Here is a 23,030-nt window from a genome sequence, read left to right on the forward strand (position 1 = left end):
CACGAACGGCAGCAGTGCGTAGGAAGCGGTCCGTGGCAAACCGGCCCAGCCAGCGCCAAGGTCGAGCGGTCGCTCCCCAAACCGGTCAGGATGCTACTTGGCAGTGAGCTGTTCAGCGGCGCCGTCCAGTAGCGCCTTCTTTCGTTGCCAGTCTGGGTCGGCAAAGCTGATGGTCTTCCAGAACTCTGGGCTGTGGTTGTGATGGCGGAGATGCGCCAATTCGTGCAGAATAACGTAGTCTATGCACTCTCGCGGTGCCTTGATCAGGTGGGGATTTAGAATAATGGCCCCATCGGCCGTGCAGCTTCCCCAGCGCTTCTCCATTTCTTGCAGGCGAAACGGTGGGCGGCTGCTTATCCAAGGTAGCTTCTGTTCCCATTCGGCAAGCCGCCGATCAAAGTAGTCTCGTGCCTTCACACGATACCATGCCCAGACGCCTGCACTGACGCTTTCAGGCGAGCCCGATCGGCTGGGAACTTCAAGGCGATTTCCTTTTAGCTTGACCGCGCCACGGTGCGTGTCGCCCTTGATGACTTTCAGGACGTATCGGCGGCCCAGATACAGGACCTCCTCGCCGGACACATACTCCTTGTCCCGCACATGCCTGAAACGCTCGCTTGCCTTCTCGACCTGCGCAAAGACCCAGCGAGCACGCTTGTGCACCGCTCTGCGGATCTCTGCGGGGTCGGCACCGTCTGGCGCATCAACGATGACTTCTCCGTCTGGCTCGACGTGGATAGCGATCTTCGTCGTCCGAGAGCCATCGGTCTGCACCCGATAGGAGAGGGTCTCTCCGCCATAGGTCAGAACTGGATCGACGGTCATTGGACACCCTTGGTCCGTCCCGCGCGGACGATTGCCACGATTTCCTCTATGAGCGACTTGGCCGCGTCGAGGCCGCCGAGCACCTTGAAATAGTGGGGCAAAAGTTGCTTCCGGATCTCGCCTTCGATGTTGCCGGGGTTGATCGAGTGTGTCTTGACTGCGTTCTCTACGGTCTCGTCGATGTGAAACGCCTCTTCGACCATGCGTTCTTCGGTGAGTTCGGTCTCGAAACCCTCTGTCTCGACCCTCAGCACGCCAAAGTAAGACTGAGCTTTGGGATGTCCGTCAAAACGATCCGGGACACCAGGTGTTTTGCGTTGGTCGACTTGCTCCTGAAGGTCCTTGAACAGCACGTATTGCTTATCGGGGTGATCGAACAATGCCTCTGCTTGCCGAATGGCATCTCTGAGGAGCTCCGAGAAAACCCGCTTGGCATAAGGGTCATCGCTCAGGTCCTGCTCGATAGTCTTCCGGATCCGGGTCTTGATGAGGTCGGCTTCGGTGCGTGTCTTCTCATCAGACCAGCTCTCAGGGTCGTCTTCTCCAAGCGTGCCGACCTGAAGAACGCCGGGCGGGTCTTTGATATCCTGACCGATCACTTGCGTGTCGACCATTTTGCGAATCTGCTGTTCGTATTCGGAGAAGTCGACAGTTTCCTGGGCGTCCCGCTTCGCCTGTGTTCGCAGCTCGGTGAAGAACTTTAGATCACGCTTGTAGGTCCGTATCTGGGCTTCATCGAACGCGCCATCATCGAAGAATGCGCGAGAGGATAGGGCAAGCTGGAGACACATCCCGAATTCGGTCAACGCCTCATAGAAATCCTCTCGGATCTTCTGGTTGTCGTCGACCATATGACCGGTGCCGTCATCGGACAGGCGGGGGGTCAAGAGCTGGCGGAATTGCTCCCAGTCGTGCTTGTTCTTCACCGGCTTGAAGATGGCCCAGAGCGCGTCGTGAAGCGATGGTAGGCGTTTGTATTCGGTGGCCATGTTGGCAACCGTTCCGGCAAGGTCCTCAATGTCGTAGCCGCTCTGCGTCTGTGCGGCCAGATCCTGATAGTCCTGAATGGAGGTGTCGAGCTCAGCAAGAATACCGCGATAATCGACCAACAGCCCGAACTTCTTCGCTTCGTGCAAGCGGTTGACCCGGGCAATCGCTTGCAAAAGGTTATGGCTCTTGAGGTGCTTGTCGATGTAGAGCACGGCGTTCCGCGGCTCGTCGAACCCGGTCAGCAGTTTGTCGACGACAATCAGGATGTCCGGATCTCCATCGGTGCTGAAATCCTCGATGATGCCGTCTTCATAGGACTTGGGATCGTTGCCGACATTCGCCTTCCACCAGGCCTGAACTTCCGGAGTCTTGGTCTCATCAGTGTCCTCGTGGCCTTCGCGCGTGTCAGGGGCAGAGATCACGACGGCACTGGTCACCAAGTTGGTCGCATCGAGCGCGGCCTTGTAGCGGATCGCCGACAGCTTCGAGTCTGTCGCGAGCTGTGCTTTCAGACCAAGGTCGAGTTTCTTGAAGTTCTCGTTGAAATGCTCCGCGATATCCCAAGCGATCAGGTCGATCCGGTTGGCGGCGCGATAAATGCTCCCCCGGGTGGAGAACTTCTTTTTCAGATCCGATTTCTGGCTGTCGGTCAGGCCTTTGGTGATCCTGTCGAACCAAGCGTCGATTGCAGCCTCGTTGATGTCCACGACTGGTTGCCGCTCCTCATAAACCAGCGGCGTTACCGCGCCGTCTTCAACAGCGCGCTGCATGGTGTAAGCGTGCAAGATGGGCCCAAACTTATTGCGGGTCTTGTCGTCCTTCAGAAGGGGCGTGCCCGTGAAGGCTATGAAAGCGGCATTGGGCAGCGCCTTGCGCATCCTCTCGTGGTTTTCGCCCCCTTGGCTGCGGTGCCCTTCATCCACAAGCACAATGAGCTGGTCCGAGGGGTTGTGGCACTCAGGAAGCTTGGTCGCCGAGTTGAACTTCTGCAGAAGCGTGAAAATGATCCGCTCGTTGCCACTGCCTATCCGCTCAGCCAGCTCTTTTCCTGACTGAACCTTCGCCTTCTCGCCATCCTTCTTGGTCGCTACATCGGAGCCAAAGGCGCCACCGGTCAGGAAGGTGCCCGCCAGCTGCTTTTCCAGATCGACGCGATCGGTAACTACGATCACCCTTGCGCCCGCCAACTCCGGCTCGACGAGCAATGCTTTGGTCAGGAAGACCATTAGGTTCGACTTGCCTGACCCGGTCGTGTGCCAGATCACACCGCCTTCGCGTCTTCCGTCTGGCTTCTTCTTGGACACCTGCTCGATGATTGCCTTCGCGCCGCGGACCTGCTGATAGCGGGCTACGATCTTGCCGAGCTTCTTGTCGAAGAACATGAAGCGCCGCGTGAAATCCAGTAGCCTGTCGGGGCGCAGAAGCCCAATGATAAGCCTGTCTTGCTCTGTAACAGCAACAGGCGCTGCGTGCAGGCGTGTGTAGTCTGCCAAGGCATAGGCCGGGCGCTCGGCAAAGAGGCTGTCTACTTGCACAGGCGTCAGCTGAGTATTGCGGATAACCGAAAGCTCAGCCTCGGACAGCTCTTCCTCGCGCCAGAGCGACCAGAACTTCTTCTTGGTGCCAGTGGTCGCATAAAGCCCCTCCGAGCCGGAAATCGACAGAAGCAGCTGCGAATAGGCATAGAGGTCCTGGATGCCGTCTCCCTGCTGGTTGCGCAGGTGCTGGCTGATGCCTTCTTCGACCATCGCCTTGTCACGTGTCGTGGAAACCGGGCGCTTCGCCTCGATGATGGCCAACGGAATGCCGTTGACGAAGGCCACGATGTCGGGCCGGTAGTTGCCAAGCCCGCCGGGGCGCTGCACGCTGAACTCCTCGACCACGTGGAACTCATTGGCCCCGACATCGATCCAGTCGATCAGTGGGATGGTCTTGCTGGTCTTCTCGCCATCGACAAACTCGGTGACAGTGATCCCCTTGGTGATATGCGACGTCAGCGCCTTGTTCGCCGGGATCAGCCCTTCGGTCAGGCCGGTCGAGTTCAAGGTCCGCACGACCTCATCGATGCCGCCGGGGGAGAGTGCACAGGATTTGCCCCGATGATCGAACCGATACCGCTTCAGGCGCGCCCGCAACACGCTTTCTAAAAGCACGCCCGTGCCAGCCCCGCGCATCGTCAGCGCCTCGCCCGGGCTGACATAGGTGTAGCCCATTGCCATCAGCACATGCAGCGCAGGGAGCTTGGCGGCGGCTTCTTCGCGGGTGTCTGGAGTCATCGAATGCATATCAGGAACTATTTTCGATCATTCTTGCCATCTCTACACTCATCGATGGAAAAAGATGGCTGTTTTGTTTCTCCTTCCAGCGGGCGATAATCTCTGAACCGTTTGAAATATCGTCAATTTTCGCGAGAAGCAGCGTGTTTTCTTCATTATAAGGGGCTGCGAGGCCTTCGGGGGAAGAAGCATCGCCTACGACAACATATTTCAACACTTTTGCTTGCGCAGGGTCTATTGAAATACGGTTGCCATCCAGTGGTAGGTGGTAGCCTGGGTTCACCCCCAGCCGAAAAACCCGGGGCAGAACATTTTCGTAGTATGCAGGCGCGCTCCATGGGCGGTGAAGCCAGATATGGCTGGGCGATACTGTTTCAAGATCAACCCAGAACCGTAAGCTGCGATCCATGTCTTTGGGAGTCCGCTTAGGAACAGCAAGTGCTGACGCGAACTCTGCGCTGTAAGGAGCATTCGTAGGCAGAAAGTGAGCTGTGCCCATCTGAGACATGGCGACTTCTCGAAGGTGCAACTCAGACCTGATTGCCGGTATGCTCGTGAAGTAGCAATAGCCGATATTTTCAAGCTTCTTGCTGCCTTGGATGTTCCAAGGGGAGTCCCACAACTCCTTGCTGGCTTTTATCCCCGCAGCGGCACTGGAATTGGTGTGGTGATATAGCAGGACCTCAAATGACCCGTCTCGCCGTCTCCATTTACCACAGGGAGCGGGCAGACCTTTCTTGACGCTTGGGCTGAATGCGCACTTATAAATGAACGAGCCGTCAGAGCAGGTTTTTACCAGATCGCGACCAAAGAAGGCGACTTGGACATCATTGCCGTTCAGAAGTTCAAGTGTCAGACGGCAAAAGTCCGCAGATCCGTCACCCCCGAAGAACGCGATCTGGTTCGGCGTAAAGAATTTCGGCGAATAGAATTCCCCCTTAATCTCACTGGATAGAAGAATGTCTGGCAGGACAAAGGAGCGGTCTTTCATGTGGACGAGTCGGCACTTTATGAAGCCTCGCTTAATCGAGCTTGCGCCACGCAAAGCTTCAGAAAAATCGATGATCGGTGGCGCGGTAACTTCCGGTGACATGCTATAACCGCACTCTTTTCTTGCCGGTCAGGAGTTGCTGCATCAGGGCTTTTTTCTCGGTGCGGAGTTTTTCGAGGACCGCCAGATCACGGGCTTCTTCTCGTTCGGCAAGATTGATGGCGTCGGCGATACGTCGTTGTTCTTCACGACTTGGGATTCTGATTTTGGCTCTGAAGAAGTCGGTTACGCTCACATTCAAGAGACCATGGTTACGTGCGCCCTCCTGAGCGATTTTGTAAATCTCATGGTTGAAACAACCCGCTTCAAAGAAGTGGCGGAAAAATTCTTTACAGTGAGCATCAGGATCTCCAAGCGCGAAGCAAAGATAGAGGCTTGAGACCACGCCGGATTGGCCATCAGGTAGCATCTTGATGGCCCCCATTGGGTAGCCCGCCGAATAACTCTTGTTATATGCGAAGTCACCGCCCACCAAGAGTGTGTATCCGGATAGGTCAGCCGCGGCCACGCGCTTGTTGAAATATTCTTGCTGCGAAACGAGACCGTCTTGGCCAGATATGGTCAAAGTGTTTTCGTTGCCGACTGTGTTTTTGCGGCGAACGCGACCAAAAACCTCTTCAAAGCGCACCTCGCGCCAGTCTTGGCCTTCGAACTGGGGGAAACGGCGTTTGCCGGTGAGGAGGGTTTGCATGAGGGCGCGTTTCTGGGTGCGGGCGTTGGCCAGCAGCGCCTCGGCCGTCTCGATGGCCCGGTCCCATGTCGACAGGATCTCCGCGATCTTTTTTTGCTCGGGGAGTGGGGGGATCGCTACAGGCTGCCGCTCAATATCCGACTTTTTCACATGCACGAGCGTGGCCTTGAAGCCGTGGGCCTTTCCTTCGACACGATCAGTTACGTGTCGAAGGGCGAGATAGAGCCAATCATGGTCTACGCCGTCTTGTTGGAAGACCTTGAAGATATGCTGGTTTAGAACACCGGTTTCGCCACGCCAAACAGTTGGGCCAAAAGAGACACCCTTCGTCCCAGCCCATGCGAAAAGCATCTGGCCGGGTTCAACGAGCCATTTCTCCTCAGGTTTGCCTGAATAGTAATTAAAGTTCTTTGAACCGTTCAAATTCTGGATGCGTATGATGGGCAATCCTTCAGCGCCCCAATCCTCCGGTTTGAACCCTCTGCCATTTTGCAAGCGACAGATGTCGGAGACTTGGCCTGCGACCCATCCCTCAGGCACCATAGCCGAGCTCCCGCAAATAGCCTTCCATGCGCGCTTCCAGTTCGACCAAACCGTCTTTCAGTTGGGTGCGCTCTGCGCGCACTGCCATCAGGTCTATCTCGGCTTCTTCCTGAAAGGTATCGACATATCGCGGGATGTTCAGGTTGAAGTCGTTCTCGACGATCTCGGCCTTGGTTGCGCGATAGGCGTATTTGTCGACCGTCTCACGCGCACGGAAGGTCTCCTCGATCTTCACGAGGTTCTCTTCAGTCAGCACATTCTGGTTGGTGCCCGCCACAAACTCACGACTGGCGTCGATGAACAGCACGCTGTCGTCTGCCTTGCGCTTGCGGAAGATCAGAACCGCCGCCGGAATGCCGGTGCCAAAAAACAGCTTCTCCGGCAGGCCGATCACGGCGTCCAGCAAGTTCTCTTCGATCAGCTTTTGACGGATCTTGCCTTCGGTCGAACCGCGGAACAGCACGCCATGGGGCACGACCACGGCCATGCGCCCGCTGGCGGGTTTCAGCGTCTCGATCATGTGCAGGATGAAGGCATAGTCGCCCTTGGTCTTGGGCGGAATGCCCCGGCGGAAGCGGGCAAACTTGTCGTTCTCAGCCGTCTCGACGCCCCATTTTTCAAGGCTGAAGGGCGGGTTGGCGACCACGATATCGAAATGCCGCAACATGTCGTCCGAGGTGCGCAGTTTGGGGTTGCGGATCGTGTCGCCCCATTCGACCTGGTGGTTCTCTTCGCCATGCAGGAAGAGGTTCATCTTGGCGAGCGCCCAGGTGGAACCGATGGCCTCTTGCCCGAAGAGGGCATAGCGGCGCGTGCCGCTGCGTTCGCGCACGAGGCGCCCGCATTTCATGAGCAGCGAGGCAGAGCCACAGGTCGGATCGCAGATGTCGTCGCCCTCCTGCGGGTCGACGATACGAGCCATGAGTTCCGAGACCTCGGCGGGGGTGTAGAATTCGCCGGCCTTTTTGCCAGCCGAGGCGGCGAAGCGGGAGATCAGGTATTCATAAGCGCCGCCAATGATGTCGAGCGCGCCAACGCGGGACGGGCGCAGATCGAGCGCGGGTTTGGCGAAGTCTTCGAGCAGATGGCGCAGGATGTCGTTCTTCTGCTCCTCGTCGCCCAGCTTGTTCGAGTTGAAGCTGATGTCCTGGAAGACGTCCTTGAGCTTGGCGCCATTGGCCTCTTCGACGGCATGCAGCGCCTTGTCGATACGCTCACCGTTGCCAGCCTCGAAACGGCGCTTGTGCAGGGCATCGAACGCGGCGCCCTCGGGGAGGACGAAGGCCTCCTCCTGCATCATGGCGTCGACCAGCTCGGGCGCGTCCGGATACTCGGCTTCGTAGCGCGTGCGGTGGTCCTTCCAGACGTCCGAGACGTATTTCAGGAATAGCATGGTCAGGACGTAGTCCTTGTAGATCGACGGATCGACCACGCCGCGGAATGTGTCACAGGCGCCCCAGGCGGCCTTGTTGATCTCTTGTTGTGTAATCGGGTTCATCTGTCTGCTCTCGGCCTTTTGGGAACAGTCTTCGCATGTGGAGAGAGTCTCCACAACTGTCCTGCACGAGGGGGATAGTGTCCCGCCGAGATGTCGAGACAAGGTTGTTTCAACCATGGAACGGTCGGGCGAAACCGGTCTTATAGCGTCTCTCTCTTGCCACCGCGCGAGAGAGCGAGGTGATTCCGGAAAGTTCGCACGGTTACCGCGCGGCCTACAGCGATACATCGCCAAAGCGCCCGTCGACTCCTTGCTAATCGGGCTAACCTGCAGCGGAACTCGCAAAATTAGCAGATTTCTTCTCGCCGCTCATCGCCGGGTTTTCGCCAAGCCTCCAAAAAAGATTGCGCCGGCGTTTTGGGGCCTCCCGACCGGGAAGTAGGTCCCTCTTATAGCAAAGAGGAGACCAAGATGTCCGAGAACAAAACCCAGAATGAATATCTGACAACCACAGAGGTCGCCAAGAAGCTCCGACGACACCCGCGGACGATCCGCGACTGGATCGTGAAAGGGACCGTGACTGAACGCGGCCGGGTTTTCCTGGACGGGACAAAACCGGGCAAGAGCTGGCTCGTGCACCCCGATTGGCTGGCGCTCTTCGAGCATCGAATCCGCCCCTTGAGGAGGGCGGATCTCGATCTCGAGTGAGCGCCGAGCCAAGCACGGGAATGAAGACATGACGGTTCAAGAACAAATTCTGGATTATCTCGGGGCATCCGGGATCAGCAAGCGGGCGCTCGCCCTGCAGGCGGGTCTGAACCCGCGGGCTGTGCAGGATATTCTCGAGATCCCCGGAATCCGATCTGACAGGAAAACTCTCGATGCGCTCGGCGAGGTCATGGGGATCCACTTGCCGACGCCGGCGGGTCAGATGACTTACTCCCGACTGATGAGCGACTTGGCCCGCACGACGGGAGATGAGAAAACCGACAGTCGCAACCGTGTACTCATCTCCCGCCTCAATGCTTTCCTGAAGGCCGCGGGCTGGGTGGCCGAGATCGAAATCGTGGACCGCCGGCGCGCGATCGAGAAGTTGTCGAGTTGGTCGGCTGCAACCCTCAACCTGACTGAAAACAGCTTCGGCACCTACAAGTCCGACATCCTGGCGGCTATTCACGCTAATGGCGGTCGAAATCGGCCGTCCGGAATTCGGGACGTGACAGGCATTTATCGCGAAATCCACGATGTGCTGTCGGAGTCCGATTGTCCAGATGACCTGAAGCTGATCTCCGGGACGTTCTTCCATTTCCTCCACAAACGGGAAATTTCACCAGGAGAAATCTCCACGGAGGTTCTCCACGAATACTATCTGCACCGGCTCGCGGTCAGCCCGAAGGGCGAAGCGACTTGCAAGAAGCACGTGCAGCGCATCTCGGCGCTCTGCACACGCCTCGCGGCCGAAGCAGATTTCAGCTCCTATGGGTTCAAACTGGTGGACCACCCGTTCCCGGACGGGCGAAACAAGTATGGCGTCGATGCATCAGTCTTCTCCGAGCTGCTCTCCGAGTTCGACGGTCCCGTCAGCCAGTGGCTGCGGGGAGATGCATCTCGTGACGGGCTGTCGGAAGAAGCGTTTCTCGCGCTGTTGGACGCCGCCGACGCCATGCGCCCGGTGAACCCGAAGAAAGCCCTGCTGAAAAGGAAGAACGGGGGCCGCAAGCGCTCCGAGGAGGAGCGGCAGTCGGCTGGTTTCCTTCTGCCCGGACAGACATGGAGCGAGAGGACACTCGAAAACCGGCGCTACCAGCTGATCGCGGGAGCGAAGGCACTCTACGCGGCGACAGGGTATCTTATCGAGGATCTGAACGAGTATACGGATCCGGATGTCATCGAGAGCGTCCTCGACGCTCTGAGCTCCGGAAACTCCGACGACGAATACCCGAGCAGCTATGCCGAGTCGGTCGGGAAGACACTGAAGAAGCTGGCGCGGGACTACAGCGGTCGAAGCGCCGACGACGTGAATGCCATCGCCGGGCATATCAAGGAACATGCGATCGGCGAGACGGGCATCTCGCGTCGCAACAAGGCCCGATTGCGCCAGATCATCGGAGACCGTCAACAAAGGCTGATCGATCTGAGCGACATCCTGACCGGCGAGGTCAACTCGATCATCGACAAACGGAAACGGAAGTGCCGCGGAAAAACCAGGATCGACCTGCTCGGACCGGAAGAGGCCAGGGACATCATGTGCGCCATCGCAAGCGACATTCTCCTGGCGCGGGCCCCGCGGCGGGCCAACATTACCGGTATTCGTCTGTCATGGATTTCCTGGGCGGGTGGAACGGCGCGCATCATTGTTCCGAATGTGCAGGTGAAGGGTCGTGACAGCGACGATCCGGATCTGCATATACCGCTCGATGAGCATGCTTCGGCCAGGTTGAAATCGTTCATCGAGAAGATCCGGCCGAAGGCTCTGCGAGCAGGAGACGACGAAAATCCATTCCTTTTCCCGTCACAGGGGGAAAGGGGCGATCCGGGGCAACCCTATGCCGGTTTGCTCGAGCGTCTCGTCCGGCACACGAAACGGATTGTGGGGTTCAAGATGAATCCCCACCTCTATCGACACTTTCTGGGCTGGCTCTGGCTCAGGGAAGATCCGGATCGGCTGCCTGATGTCCAGCGTCTCCTCGGACATAAGCGGCTCGAGACGACCCTCGCTCACTATGCCGAGATCGACGAGGACCTCGCCCTCGACCGGTGGAGCAAATACCTCGCTGATCAGAAATCCCGGCAGCCCGAAAAAACCAAGAAGAAAAGGAAAACAGGATGAAGACCCTACTCCAGAAGCGATCGGACCAAGGAAAACGCTTCCGCACCCGCGTGGACGCAATCATCGACCAATATTCCCGTCTCGTCGTCGACCCTGAGCCGGGACCCGGGTGCACCTGCCAAGCCCATCAGGCGACGCGATCGGAACGACCGACCAATGCAAAAGAACGGGAGATCTCCTGATGAGGGCCACGAAATCTCAGTCCGGTCGGGCCGCACCGTCCTCACCTGAGGAATTCCGCGACGCCTTCGGCCGGGATCGACCAGGCGTCGATCCCGGGCCCGTTCTCCGCTCGGTGCGTGGTTTTTCGGAGTGGCGCGGCGACATGGGCTGGCCCATGCCTGTGCCGGACCGGACGGAAATATCCGGCTATCTCGACGCGCTCTCGGCGCGCCTCGGGGCAGAATATGCTGCTTCGGAGCTCGCATACATTCAGCTCGGCGCCCCCGTCCTGTGGGGTGTCCCGGTCGCGGGCATGATCGGCCAGGTCCTGCGGCAGAGCCGTTGCACCCCGAAGGTCGCGGCGCAGTCAATCGACGAGCGGGCCCGATCCGCCATCTCGTCGCTCCCGGACGAATGGCAAGGGAAGCTCATCGCGAAACTGATCAGTGAACCCGGACCTCACTCCGAGAAATGGAGCGCGAACCATGTTCAGTCTGTGGCGCATGCCTTGGCGCGATGGTGTCGCGCGTCGGCCGTTCTCGGTCGAGAGGTGCGGCCCTCGGGTTCCTCGTTCCACGTCTACGCGACCGACCTGAGGGCTGACGGCGTCTCGGATCGGAGCGTCTCCGACTATTTGTCGCGCATCGTCTCCGCTTTCCGGGTCGTGGCGGATCCCGGCTTCCGTAGCGCAGGATGCGACCATGTCATCGCGCGGCATGATGGCCTCGCCAAAGTCGCCGGCCGACCGACGAAGACCGGCGCGCAGATTGTCGGCGCGTCGACGATTTTCGATCTCGGCGTCGAACTGATGGACACGGCGCGGGAGAAAGGCCCTCGCGGTCTGCATGTCGCCCGGGACTTCCGCAACGGGCTGCTGCTGTCGTTTGCCGCGGCCCTGCCGCAGCGGGCGCGGGCTCTTTCGCACCTTTCCTTCGGCACGACCGTCATGCTCCTCGAGAAACCCTACGTTCATGTCGTGCTTCCCGGGCGCGTGCTGAAAATGCGTGAGGCGAAGAAGCGGTTCGCTGGCTATGACAAGGTCTTGTGCAACTCGATGCTATGGTCGGCTCTCGACGACTACAAACGGAGTGTCCGGCCACTGTTCGATGAGGGACCGGCGCTCTTTCCGAGCATGATCGATATGGGTGCGGCCATCACCTCCGCGCAACTCGGCCGTCTGGTCGGCGATCTGACCTGCAAGCATCTCGGCGTGCGGGTGAGCATCCATCGGGTCCGGGACAATGCCGCGACCGAAGCCTCGGAGGAAATTCAAAGCGGGGGATACCTGGCGCCGGCTCTCTTGGGCAACAAGAGCGCCGGCACGACCAGGGACAGCTACGATCACGCACAGGGGATGAGGGCCGCGCGTGAGCATGGTGCACGCATTGCTGGCCTGAGGTCGGCCCCCACGACCTTGCGCGTGTAGCCTCAGCGCCGACGGCCGGTCCGGTTAACGAGACGCCGAAAGTGCCCCGCGAATGAGAGCCCGGCATGGATATCGAAAGGGACGGCGCGCTTTGCCGGCTCCTTCCCGGGGACCCTGTTACCGGGAACCAGGCATGAACGATCAGGAAGGAACCGATGCACGACTGCCCTCAAAGGTCTCCCGAAACTCTTGCTGCCATGGAAAGGACCCGGGCGGCGGCGAGGCGGCTCGAAACGGACGTCCGCGACGTTGCCGTCTGGCTCGAGGCCGGGGCTCCCGGCATTCTCGTCCGCCTCGAGATCCAGCGGCATCATGGCTGCGAAGACCACGAGATCGCGCATGTCGTGCCCCATGTGACGGAGCGGGAGGCAGGCCGGAAACTGCGGGCGGCGGCCGAGAGAGCCTTGCAGGCGTTGGGGTGGACGCTGAAGCCGGAGGGGCGAGACGTCTGGTCAATATTCGTTCAGGGTGAAGGGCGCGTGCTCTCCTTCCACCAAGGCCTCGCGGCAATTTCGAGGGTCGAAGACGCCATGAATGCAACTTCGGGCAGGGATGCCCAGTGATCACCGTCATGCGGACATGATGGTGCCTGAGCCTGTCCGCAGGTGCTGATAGGCCCGCCATCCACCGCCGCAAAATACCGTAACATCTGCATTTTTCCGGTTCAATTTAGGACGGGTCCTTTTCACCCTCACGGGGTAGGAAAGGCCCATTCTCAATTTTTTCCGTCCTTCGCCGCAACCTGCCGCAACATCCGGACCGAGATTGCCAATTCTACAATTTCAGGCCCAGAACCGTCCAGCCGAGGGTGAAGAGAGGGAATGGGCGCCGTCATTCCGTTGGCCGCGCTCCTCGGGGCGAGAGCGCGGCCAACGGAAATGCGGCGCCTCGCGATCAACGAACTCAACCACGCCGGCGACCACACCTCCTGCTGCTACAGATGCGCCGGCAAAACACCCCCGATACGGAAAGGAGATTTCTCGGGGCCTTGACTGCCACGAACGGCGTCGACCTCTACAGGAGACCCCCATGTTCAACTTCTCGAGCAATTCCCTCCACGCGAGCCGTGATCCCGCGCTCGTCGCAACCAGGACCTTCTTCCAGGGGCGCGGCACTGCGCTGCTCAATGCCGCCGCCTTGCTCGGCGGCCCGACTGCGCACCGTCGCTGCCTCCGGCTTCTGTCCGGAATTTCCGAAAGTTCCTCGCTCGCGACGGCACTCAGGCAGGAGCTGGTCTGGCTGCATCGGCTTGTCTGCCTCGATCTCGTCGGGGATCCGGAGACCGAAGAAACAGCCCGCTTCGCGATGATCGACCTGCTGGATCCCCGGGTCGAGGAGATCTGCCTCGAGGCCGACCGTCTCTACGATCTTCTCGTCGCGATCTCGGATCTGGATCCCGGGTGCGATGTCATCTCGGGCGAACTCTTCGACCTCTCCGCTGCATGACGCCTGTCGGTCCGTCGGGCCGACAGCTTGAAGGCGCGGCAATTCCGCCGTGGCCGATTCTTCTGGAGGAAGACATGCAGACCTATTACCAGATGCCGCTCGATGAACTGTGTTCGCTGCTGATCGGGATGACCCGGAGCTTCATCGAGCATTTCCCGGCCAACGAGGTCGCCGCCGATGCGATCGAGCGCGGGTCGCTGCGCCGCACCCTCGAGGCGATGCGCGCCCGTGCCGGGCTTTCGCGCCGCGACGATACCGACATCGAACTCCTGTCGTCCGTCCTGGACCGGGAGCGCGGGTGCGAGGTCCTGGGCTCGTTCATGGTGTTCGACGGCCACGAGGATCCTGATCTCGGCGCCATCGGAGAGGTGCGGGAGATGGTGGACCTCACGGACAGGGGACAGGCGATCGACGCGTGCGTCAGGTCCTTGCGGCGCATCGCACATATCCGCTCCATCTGCCGGGCACGCATCGATGCCGAGAAGTTCCTGCTGGGGCAGTGAGGCGCGCTCCCACATGGGCTGGCGGATAGTCCTGGTGGCCGGCAGGAACGCCGGCCACCGCCCCGGGGTCATGCCTTCGGGCTGAGCCGATAGCCCTTGCGCCGCTTCTTGCCATCGATCTTCGTGCCGGCCGGAAGGTCCTGGACCCATCCGTATTGCTTCAGGACGCCCAGCTGCCGATCCAGGCCCCTCGACCGCCGGGCGGAAACCGGCCCGAACTGGAGGACCCGGTCGGTCGCGAACCCGTCGCCGGGCTGCAGGTTCTTCAGAAGCCAGTCGAGGAGGGCCTGGGCCTGGGCGATCTCGGTCTCGTTCGTGGCCGCAATGCAGAGGAACTTGTATTGGCCGAGGTAGTATTTTACCAGCTCGCAGGCGGCTTTCATCACCTCGCCGGATACTGTCACGGCGTCCCGGTCCTCGAAGAGCGTCATTATCGCGGCGAGCCGGCATGCGTGTTCCGGCGCCTTGGACGCGAACCCTGAGATGTCCGCGGCCCATCCGCCGCGGCCGAGTTCGGTTTCGATCTTGTCGTGAAACTCGATACAGATGGCCAAAGCGTCGTCCGAAAGCGCGAGAAGCCGCTCGGTGGTGTCCTCCAGCGTGGTCATCAGCGCGGCTTCCACCTCGTCATGAAAGCAACTCACGGCGGCTTCGTCTTCTTTGGTCGGCCGCCGATATTTTCGGTTACCCATGTTGCTGACGGGCCAGCAGGGGAGCATCCTTGCCAGAATTCCTTGGCCGATCAGGAATTCGTCACCGTAGGTGTCACGGATGAGCGTCGGCTGGAACATGAGGTTGATCGTGGTTGCAGTGGGAGGGACATAGCCGTCGCCCTCCTGACCGGCACGCGGACGGAAGAAGTAATCGCCATCCCAGAATTTCGACACGATGCCGCTGGTCTTCGCACGTTGGTCTTTCGACATGGAATGGCCTCCCCAGAAGCTGGCCGCTTCGTCGGTGAACCAGCCCAGGAAACCGCATCCGGACGCGATTGCTTTGAAGGCACCCTCGACCGTGGGTTCTGTCACCAGGAAGCTTGGACAGACCGGAGCCGCAGGCTTTTCTTCTCCGCGCCCGGCGCTTGCAATCTCGGACTTGTGCCGCGCCATGGCGATCTCGTGTTCCTTCCGGAGACGCATGATCACCCGGTCGATACCGGTCTTGGCGATCTTGTCCGCGGCACTCTTCCGCTCGCCTGACAGAGCGATCGTGACGAAAGCTGCGGTCGCGTTCGAGGGCGAACCGAGTGTCTGGACCTTCGCCCGGCTCCCCGCGACGAGCGAGGCCACGGACAGGACGGATTGCGCGGCAAGGGCGGCCGGCCCCTGTGTCTTCCTGACGATTGCCTCTGCCGCGCTACGGAGCTTCGGCGTCAGGCAGTCGAGGGGGAAAGCACTGGCGGGTGGCTCCGCGTGAGGCAGCGGCACGGGCTCCTCGGGCGCAGGGGCGGTGTCGCCGGACGGGACTGAAAAGTTCGGCTTCGACGCGTTCGCGTCACCCCTGCCGACGAGGGACCTGATACGGGCAAGCATTCCTGATCTCCGTTGCTGCTCGGGTTGTGACCAGGAAATCGGTCGATCGGTTTTCTGGCGGAAACGGCAGGAAGCGGAATCTTGCGGCGGATAATGAAATTCCTGTGGGGGGTGCGCTACTCCCCATCTCTTGGACGGGATCTGGCGTAACTTAAGCTACTCGTTGCGCCAGCTGACCGGGTTGGTTGACACCATTTCTCTGCCAATAGACCAGCGCCGGTGGCTTGCCGCAAAGGGCTGAGTGAGGGCGCTGGTGGTTGTAGAAGGTCATCCATTTCCGGATCGCCGCCTTCGTCTCCGATCCTGTCTCCCAGGCATGCAGGTAGAGGCACTCGTATTTCCGGGTGCGCCACAGCCTCTCGATGAAGATGTTATCGAAATGAAGGGGGACTGTCGCGCCAGTGGCGCAGCGTAAGCCCGATGAATGGCCTTTCCCATCCTTCGATATGCGCACGCCGGATCGACGCAGCCGGTCCGTCCAAGCGAAGGACGTGAACTGAGACCCTTGATCGGTCATTCAAGGTTGCAGCAGAGATTTGCACGGGACAATGTATCCGATGTGACTTGAAGCGCTTCCGATATGCGCAAGTGGATTAAAAGCGATGACAATTGAATACAAGAAAGATGGGTCGGGATGGCATCGGTGGGATCTCCATCTTCACGGTCCAGGTACCAAACTGGCAAATGGCTACGGCGACGCCAGTGACGAAAATCTCCGCGCCTATCTCGAAATTCTGGAGGACTCGGACGTTCAGGTATTTGGGATCACAGATTATTTCTCCTTTGACTCCTACTTCGCTGTATCTGCTGAGTATGCTCGCCTTTACCCAGAAGGTAAAAAAATCTTCATCCCGAACTGCGAATTCCGCCTGACCGAAACCGTGAGTTCGGACGGCCGGAATGTTCACACCCATGTCCTGATCGACCCTGCGCTTGCTTCCGAAACGAAGCTGCGCACCTTGCTCAGCGATCTGCAGACGCACAAAACTCGCGATGGGCTGCGCCTTCGCTGCAGCGATCTCACCTCGCGCGAAGAATACCATCAAGCAACAATCAGCCTGTCCGATCTTCAAACGGCTCTCAAGAAGGTCTTCCCTGACGAGACGGCCTATATGATCGTCACGGCCGCGGGCAATGATGGTCTACGGGGCGTTGACACTAAATCTGCCCGCAGCAAGTCGATCTCCGATGAGCTGGACAAGGCCAGCCACGCTTTCTTCGGATCAGACAAAAGCACCGGCTATTTCCTTAGTACGAACCGCTACGAAGACGGCAGCCCTTCCGAGAAGAAGCCTGTCTATTCAGGCTCGGACGCTCACGCGATGTCCGATCTGGCGAGGCTTTCGGGTGACGAGGCAGGGTTCCCGCCAACATGGATCAAGGCCGATTTGACGTTTAGAGGGCTCCGGCAAACGTTGTTCGAACCGAAGGGGCGCGTACATATCGGCGAGCGTCCCACCGTGTTGGAACGGATCAACCAAGACGCAACCCGCTTCATCGCGGAGCTGCGCGTTAATCAGATTGCGGGATACGCCGCAGCCAATGGCTCTTGGTTCAAGAACGTCTCGATACCCTTCAACCCCGAGTTGACGGCAATTATCGGCAACAAGGGGAGCGGCAAGAGCGCTATCGCCGACATTCTTGGGCTCCTCGGGGAGTCGCGCCAGCAAGAGCATTTCTCGTTTCTGACCGACGAAGCCCGCAACCGAAAATTCCGCCAAAAGGGCTACGCAGAGAATTTCACAGCAACTGTCACCTGGGCGAGCGGAACCGAGCGCGCAAAGAAACTCGATGAGGATGTTGATGAACTCCGGCCCGAAGCCGTCAAGTACCTTCCTCAAAACTATTTCGAAAACCTGACGAACGAGATCGAGGTAAAAGCCTTTCGAAAGGAGATCGAAGAAGTTGTTTTCTCGCATGTCGAGGAATCCGACCGCATGGGAAAATCGACGTTTTCAGAACTCGAAGACCTAAAGACTGCGCAGAGCAAAAGCGACATCAGCACCCTCAAGGTACGCCTGAGCGAGCTAAACATCGAGATCGTCGAACTTGAGCAGCAAGCAGACCCTTCGACCAGTGCGCGGCTGAAAGAGCAGTTGAAACAACGGTGTGAAGAATACCGCGTCCTTGAGAATTCGAAACCGGCGGCTGTCGAAAAGCCGGAGGAAGAAACGCCGGAGCAGCGTGCCGTATCCGAAGAGATCGAACGAACGCGTGCCCTTCAGGCTACCATCACAGAACGCAGCACGCAGGCGGTCGACCGACTATCCGCCATCAAGACCGACCTGGTGTCGCTCGGATCGCTCAAGGAGTCCGTCAACGCTCTTGATGCTCACGTGAAGCAAAGCAAGGAAGAACTTAGGCCTATCTGCACACGTTTTGGTCTGGATATTGACCTCATCGTTTCCCACAAGATGGGCACCGCAAGCATCGACGCCAAGGCTGCCGAACTTGCCGCCGAGGTGAAGGCGCTGGAGGTCGAGCACGCCGGCGAGTTTATCGAGGGCACGGACTTTGGTGCGCTCACGGGTGTCCCCGCTCTACGCAAAGCCCATCAGTATCTCGCTGACAAACTGAAGGCCTTGCAGGAAACTCTGTCCGCGCCGCAGCGCCGCTATCAGCGTTATCTCCAGACCCTTTCAGAAATCACGAAGAAAATGGAAGAGGTCATGGGCGAAGACGATAGCCCCAAGCCTGGTACCATCAAGGACTTGGACGCCCGTATTCGCTACATCGAGGAAGACCTGCAGGCACAACTTGATACCCGTTATTCCGACCGCGACGGTCTCGCGCGTTCGATTTTCAACTCCAAGGAAAAGGTACGCTCTTTCTACGAAGGCTTGAAATCCAGCGTCGAGGAGAAGCTGGCAACCGTGAGTTCGGAGGAATTCGATGTATCGATCGACGCGTCTTTTGTGCCCTCGCACGAGTTCCCGGGGCGCTTTCTGGAAATCGTGACCCAGACGGCGCGCGGGCCGTTTCGCGGTGCCGTAGAGGGGCGCAGGGATCTGGAGAGGCGCATGACAGACGTGAGCTGGAATGATGTTGAAACGATCCTGAGCTTTGCCAAGACCATCATTGCCGACGTCAAAGCAGAAGATATCTCGAAACAGATCAAGGACGTTAAGCGTCTTTACGATCTGCTTTTCTCGCTGGAATATTTTGAGCCGCGTTATGAGCTTCGATTGGGCGGAAAGAACCTGAACCAGCTTTCCCCAGGCGAAAAAGGTCTGTTGCTGCTGGTATTCTACCTGCATCTCGACAAAGAAAAAACACCGCTAATTATCGACCAGCCGGAAGACAACCTCGATAATGACAGCATCTTTACGGTGCTCGCGCGCTGCATTCGCGATGCAAAGAAATCTCGGCAGGTGATATTGGTCACTCACAACCCGAACCTTGCCGTCGGGGCCGACGCCGAGCAAATCCTTCACGTGACGCTCGACAAGGCCGACAACTACAAATTCACCTATGAAAGTGGTTCGATTGAAAACCCGCGTATCAACGATGCCATCGTCAAAATTCTGGAGGGCTCCAAACCCGCGTTCGTTCAACGACGACTGAAATACCAGATAAAATAGAGTATCAGCACAAAAGCGTTGATTTGATGCTTCCGCGAATCTCCGCGTTGTAGCGATACTGCGGAAGCAACGCGGCATCGCCGCGTGTCCGTTTTCCGCCCTTTCATCAGTGAGGTCAGTACGGCCCGTTGCGGTCATTCCGCAGACAGGACTTTGCTGCGGCGCAGATTCGCCGAACCGAACCTTCGCGCCAACGTCCAGCATCGTCTTCCTGTCCGAAGTCCGCAGTGCGGATATTCCTGCCGTTCACCTCGAGTGCCGAAGCAAACAGCTTCTATGTCCATTATACGCAGATAACGGATGTGGCTTCTTGACGACTTGAGGGCAAATTGGCTACTCGCGTGCTCTGAGCTTCTTCAACCTATCTCGACGATTGAAGGGCCAATCCCAGTCAAGAGTCCGTTTTTATGAACCAATCGGCGAAAACCCTGAAGCGATCTGCTGAATTCGTCGTGCAGAATAGAAAACTCTCGCGCCCAGAAGAAATCTCAAATCTCACTGACGCAGAGATCCTGCGAATTCCCGGGATCGGCCGAAAAACACTAAACGCATTGCGTGACGTGTATCCTTTTGATCACGTGACTTACGCGAGGGACGCGGCGACGGAATTTGAGAAAAGAAGACAGATAGCGGTTCGCTCCCGCCCACACATCGACCTCGGTAGTATCCACAATGTAACGGCCGCCCGGATCGTGAATGGCAACCTGCTGATCAAGGTGGAGGGCCATAAAGAGCTTCTTCCCGTCTGGCTCATGTCCGCACTGGAACTAAAAGGAGAGGGTCTACAAGAGGGCGACGGGTTTGGTTTCATTCCTGTAGGCGGGCTGATCAGAATGGGTATCAGCTTTCCTAAACTGCGCGAGGTTCAACGTGTCCGTTTCATGGACTTTCAAAACCACAGCGATTTTTGGACAGCTGAAATTCTGATTACCACTGACCAGGCGACATTCAAGATCGAGGTCTTTGGCGAAGAAGAGGCGCCGGATGGTCGAGCCGGAGATGAAGCTTTAGACAACACCCTTTCGTTTGCTGAGGAGCTCAAACAAGATCCGAACATGGCTGATCTCCATAGCAAACTGGAGCACTTGTGGGGCAACATACAGGGAAAAATACAAGTAGGTGCCGCACTCGATGCACTTAGATCTCTTGCGGATTTTAACGCTGAGGTGAAAGCGCTTATGCTAATTGCCTTGGAGAAAGCTCAGGCAAGGGGGATTGCAATTGTTGACGAGCCTTTTGGTCTCACGTCCTCAGATTTTCCCGATCCGATATCCGATATCAATGATGATTTGGTGTTCGAATGGTCTGCTCTCTTTCCGGATTGGGAAGGGCCACTGTCTTTGGTTGGGCACGCGTTGCGCATCCTACTGGAAGACAAGGACCCCATTCAGAACATACATGCTGCAAATGACAGTATTCGGGCTCTGAAATCAGCTCCCATAGCAGAGCTCTCCAATGGCTTCTCTTTATGTAAGGCAATTGCCACCGCGATCGAGGACTATCACGCAGAACTAAAGGCGGTTGGGGAAGTCGGAATACTCCGAAAAGAAACAATTGCGCGCATAGATAGCAGCTTTCCCGATTGTGATGGGATAGCGCGACGGGCAATAAAACGATGGATAGATGCTCGAATCGCGGATGGAAGCATGCTGGCAGTGAAAAGTAGCAAGGGTCAAATTCTAAGACTTTCTGCACATGAATTGTGAGCTGAGCCTCAGGTTTCCTAAATACCTGTAGTTAACTTACACACACTGGTGTTGCGCATCCCACTGCTTCGAATTTGGGCGAGCCGTCTGTTGCGTCGATCATGCCACATCAAGCAGTAAAATCCTGGCCGAATGCGCGCTTCGGTGGCTGGTCAAGTGGTGCGCTCGCGTTTGCAGCGAACTTCCGAAATCCGCCCTTCTTCCCGTGTGACCGTGCAGGCGCAGTATAAACTGGGCGCGTGCGGCTAACGGCGGAAGGTCCGCATCGCGGACCAACACGGTTTGCGGCCCCCTCCTTTTTTATGAGGGTGATGGGGCGGGAGGACGCGCATGGCTCGAATGATACCTTGCGCGCGCTCCAAAACGTTTGGTGAGATAATCAGCTCCAGAGCTTCTGGAACTCTTTGTCTGCGTCCGTCGCCCTTTGGTCTAAGATCTTTGCAACGGTTTCGAGGCGGACGAGCTTGACTGATTTCTGCTTTCCATCAGGGGTAAAATAGGGAAGGCGAATATCGCCGGCGTCGATCTTCTCCTTCATCGTCTTTTCCGTGTGTCCCCAAAGGGTTCCTGCTTCTCCAAGGGGAATGAAAGGCAGGAAGTTGAAGTGTTTTAGGAGCAATTCCAAGGTGTCCATCTGAGCCTCCGATTTCAGGATGCTCAGGAAGTGGGTTCATCCTGTTCAGGCGAGGAATCAGAAATTTTCGGTGGCATCAGACAAGGTTGCTTACACCCTCTCCAGCAGCCCACTTGGTCCAAGGCCATCCAGCGAACTTGTCGCCTTCTTCTTCGACATGCTCGTAGCGATAGAGGCATCCGCCGTTTTTGTGTCCCGAATGCTTGGCAACGAAGGCTGCAGGCATTCCCATTTCGAAGAGCCTGGTGATGCCTTCATGCCGAAGGTCGTGGTACCGAAGATCTTTGATCTTGAGCCGATCGCGATGGCGACGCCAAGCGGTCCCGACGGACGCCGCGTTGAACGGGAAGATAAACTCTCCTTCCCGGGGCATTGACAGGATGATGGCAAGCGCTTCGTCGGTCAAATTGCACCATACATTATTGCCTTTTTTCTTCCTCGGATGCTTCATGTCGCGGACGAGGATCTTCTTCTGCTCGATACGCAGGTCTTCCCACCGGAGGCGGCATATTTCTCCCAGACGCCGGCAACTGAAAATAGCGAAGACGATCATCTTTGCGAGAGGGATTTTCTGTCGCTTATTCTCTACCGCAGCTCCGAGAATTCTGTCCAACTCGGCTATGGCGGGCCGACGATCCCGCTCCTCTGAGCGAGCGAAAATCTCGTCTTCCCACATATGTTCCATCGCCTCTTTGAGCGCGGCAACAGGAATGATGAAATTGCGCCGGGACGCCCAGTGTAGCGTGTTCACGAGAATTGTAAGATACCCGGCTACCGTCTGAGGTTGCCGCTCTTCCGCCAGCATGTCGTCTGCGAGGTCGGTCAGGCTTTCCAAAGACAGCTCGCTTAACTTCCTCTCTCCGAAGTCGCTTTTCTTCAGCCAGTCGAGTTGCTGCCTCGCCGAACGGCCCAAGTGCTTGTGCTTTGCGAGGCGGGCTGTGATGGCATCAGCTACCGTATCACCCTTTCTCGAAACCGTTTGAACACCATGGACCTCGATTTCCGCAAGCTTCCGCGTCTTCCATTTCTTCGCCATGGCAAGCTTGGTGAACGTCTTTGTGAAGCTGACGCTTTCTCCCTGAACAGTCTTGCGGATCTGGACGCGATAGGAGCATCCGCCATTCTCGCCAGGCATCTCCTGAATGTTGGGTTCGACACTGCGAGATTTAGGGTTGTTCGTGCGGCGACCGTCAGATGGCGGCTTCGAAACCCTTCTCGGCGGCTTCGTCGTCGCCGCACTTTCATCACGCGCTTTTCCATTTTGAGAAGTGGGAAGCGGTGCGGCCACTCGCTTGCCGGGAAACTGGATAATGTTTTCGGTCATGGTTGGACTTCCTTGGTCGATTGTTGACAGAAGGTTGGTCCGAGGTCAGAACCCCGGAAATCGGGACGCTCT

At 58.0% G+C, this 23,030-nt stretch carries 16 protein-coding genes and 1 pseudogene; 8 read left to right on the forward strand and 9 right to left on the reverse strand.

The features are described from left to right. Positions 1 to 93: 93 nt before the first annotated feature. Genes AKL02_RS10000 through AKL02_RS10020 form a run of 5 tightly spaced genes read right to left on the reverse strand, consistent with a single transcriptional unit; the run spans position 94 to position 7,874 of the window. On the reverse strand, positions 94 to 825 hold the full coding sequence (locus tag AKL02_RS10000; RefSeq protein WP_083079268.1) for a M48 family metallopeptidase: 732 nt from the start codon (positions 823 to 825) through the stop codon (positions 94 to 96). Beyond that, positions 822 to 4,100 carry a type I restriction endonuclease subunit R gene (locus AKL02_RS10005; protein WP_083079269.1) on the reverse strand — a complete coding sequence of 1,093 codons (3,279 nt, stop codon included), beginning with the start codon at positions 4,098 to 4,100 and terminating at the stop codon, positions 822 to 824. The genes AKL02_RS10000 and AKL02_RS10005 overlap by 4 nt, the downstream gene beginning before the upstream one ends. Before the next feature lies 1 nt (position 4,101). Beyond that, the gene (locus AKL02_RS10010; protein ID WP_083079270.1) at positions 4,102 to 5,184 is read right to left on the reverse strand and encodes a hypothetical protein; all 1,083 of its coding nucleotides are present in this window, start codon (positions 5,182 to 5,184) and stop codon (positions 4,102 to 4,104) included. A 1-nt stretch (position 5,185) separates the two neighbouring features. Then, a complete protein-coding gene (locus tag AKL02_RS10015) occupies positions 5,186 to 6,376 on the reverse strand; it encodes a restriction endonuclease subunit S (RefSeq protein WP_083079271.1) in 1,191 nt (396 codons plus the stop codon). Beyond that, on the reverse strand, positions 6,366 to 7,874 hold the full coding sequence (locus AKL02_RS10020) for a type I restriction-modification system subunit M (RefSeq protein WP_083079272.1): 1,509 nt from the start codon (positions 7,872 to 7,874) through the stop codon (positions 6,366 to 6,368). Before AKL02_RS10020 ends, AKL02_RS10015 begins: the two co-directional genes overlap by 11 nt. A 411-nt stretch (positions 7,875 to 8,285) precedes the next feature. Here AKL02_RS10020 and AKL02_RS10025 point away from each other — a divergent pair, with 411 nt between their 5' ends. The 6 genes from AKL02_RS10025 (at position 8,286) to AKL02_RS10050 (ending at position 14,181) form a co-directional block, all read left to right on the forward strand. After that, positions 8,286 to 8,522, forward strand: coding sequence for a helix-turn-helix domain-containing protein (locus tag AKL02_RS10025; protein ID WP_083079273.1), 237 nt, complete (start codon positions 8,286 to 8,288; stop codon positions 8,520 to 8,522). A 28-nt stretch (positions 8,523 to 8,550) separates the two neighbouring features. Further along, positions 8,551 to 10,644 carry a tyrosine-type recombinase/integrase gene (locus tag AKL02_RS10030; RefSeq protein WP_083079274.1) on the forward strand — a complete coding sequence of 698 codons (2,094 nt, stop codon included), beginning with the start codon at positions 8,551 to 8,553 and terminating at the stop codon, positions 10,642 to 10,644. Positions 10,645 to 10,825: 181 nt separating this feature from the next. Beyond that, positions 10,826 to 12,232: a site-specific integrase gene (locus AKL02_RS10035; RefSeq protein ID WP_133051996.1), complete on the forward strand. Its 1,407-nt coding sequence runs from the start codon at positions 10,826 to 10,828 to the stop codon at positions 12,230 to 12,232. Between the two features lie 155 nt (positions 12,233 to 12,387). Further along, positions 12,388 to 12,795: a hypothetical protein gene (locus tag AKL02_RS10040; RefSeq protein WP_083079277.1), complete on the forward strand. Its 408-nt coding sequence runs from the start codon at positions 12,388 to 12,390 to the stop codon at positions 12,793 to 12,795. Positions 12,796 to 13,261: 466 nt separating this feature from the next. Beyond that, complete coding sequence (locus AKL02_RS10045; protein WP_083079278.1) at positions 13,262 to 13,678, forward strand: hypothetical protein; 417 nt, start codon at positions 13,262 to 13,264, stop codon at positions 13,676 to 13,678. 74 nt (positions 13,679 to 13,752) lie between these two features. After that, the gene (locus tag AKL02_RS10050) at positions 13,753 to 14,181 is read left to right on the forward strand and encodes a hypothetical protein (protein ID WP_083079279.1); all 429 of its coding nucleotides are present in this window, start codon (positions 13,753 to 13,755) and stop codon (positions 14,179 to 14,181) included. Positions 14,182 to 14,249: 68 nt separating this feature from the next. Here AKL02_RS10050 and AKL02_RS10055 read toward each other — a convergent pair whose 3' ends face one another. Further along, the gene (locus tag AKL02_RS10055) at positions 14,250 to 15,713 is read right to left on the reverse strand and encodes a DUF3987 domain-containing protein (RefSeq protein WP_083079280.1); all 1,464 of its coding nucleotides are present in this window, start codon (positions 15,711 to 15,713) and stop codon (positions 14,250 to 14,252) included. A gap of 151 nt (positions 15,714 to 15,864) precedes the next feature. Then, positions 15,865 to 16,227, reverse strand: a pseudogene (locus tag AKL02_RS10060) (transposase); the annotation flags it as partial. Between the two features lie 88 nt (positions 16,228 to 16,315). Between AKL02_RS10060 and AKL02_RS10065 the strand changes: the two are divergent. Together AKL02_RS10065 and AKL02_RS10070 are read left to right on the forward strand one after the other, a co-directional pair. Further along, positions 16,316 to 19,294: a TrlF family AAA-like ATPase gene (locus AKL02_RS10065; protein ID WP_083079281.1), complete on the forward strand. Its 2,979-nt coding sequence runs from the start codon at positions 16,316 to 16,318 to the stop codon at positions 19,292 to 19,294. A 407-nt stretch (positions 19,295 to 19,701) separates the two neighbouring features. After that, entirely contained in the window at positions 19,702 to 21,000 is a 1,299-nt protein-coding gene (locus tag AKL02_RS10070) for a hypothetical protein (protein WP_083079282.1), read from the forward strand. A 379-nt stretch (positions 21,001 to 21,379) separates the two neighbouring features. On the opposite strand, the gene AKL02_RS10075 is transcribed toward AKL02_RS10070, so the two are convergent. Continuing rightward, a complete protein-coding gene (locus AKL02_RS10075) occupies positions 21,380 to 21,634 on the reverse strand; it encodes a pyocin activator PrtN family protein (protein ID WP_083079283.1) in 255 nt (84 codons plus the stop codon). Positions 21,635 to 21,710: 76 nt separating this feature from the next. Continuing rightward, positions 21,711 to 22,958, reverse strand: coding sequence for a tyrosine-type recombinase/integrase (locus tag AKL02_RS10080; RefSeq protein WP_232621766.1), 1,248 nt, complete (start codon positions 22,956 to 22,958; stop codon positions 21,711 to 21,713). Between the last annotated feature and the right edge of the window lie 72 nt (positions 22,959 to 23,030).

This window comes from Thioclava electrotropha (assembly GCF_002085925.2).
GTDB classification, from domain to species: Bacteria; Pseudomonadota; Alphaproteobacteria; order Rhodobacterales; family Rhodobacteraceae; genus Thioclava; species Thioclava electrotropha.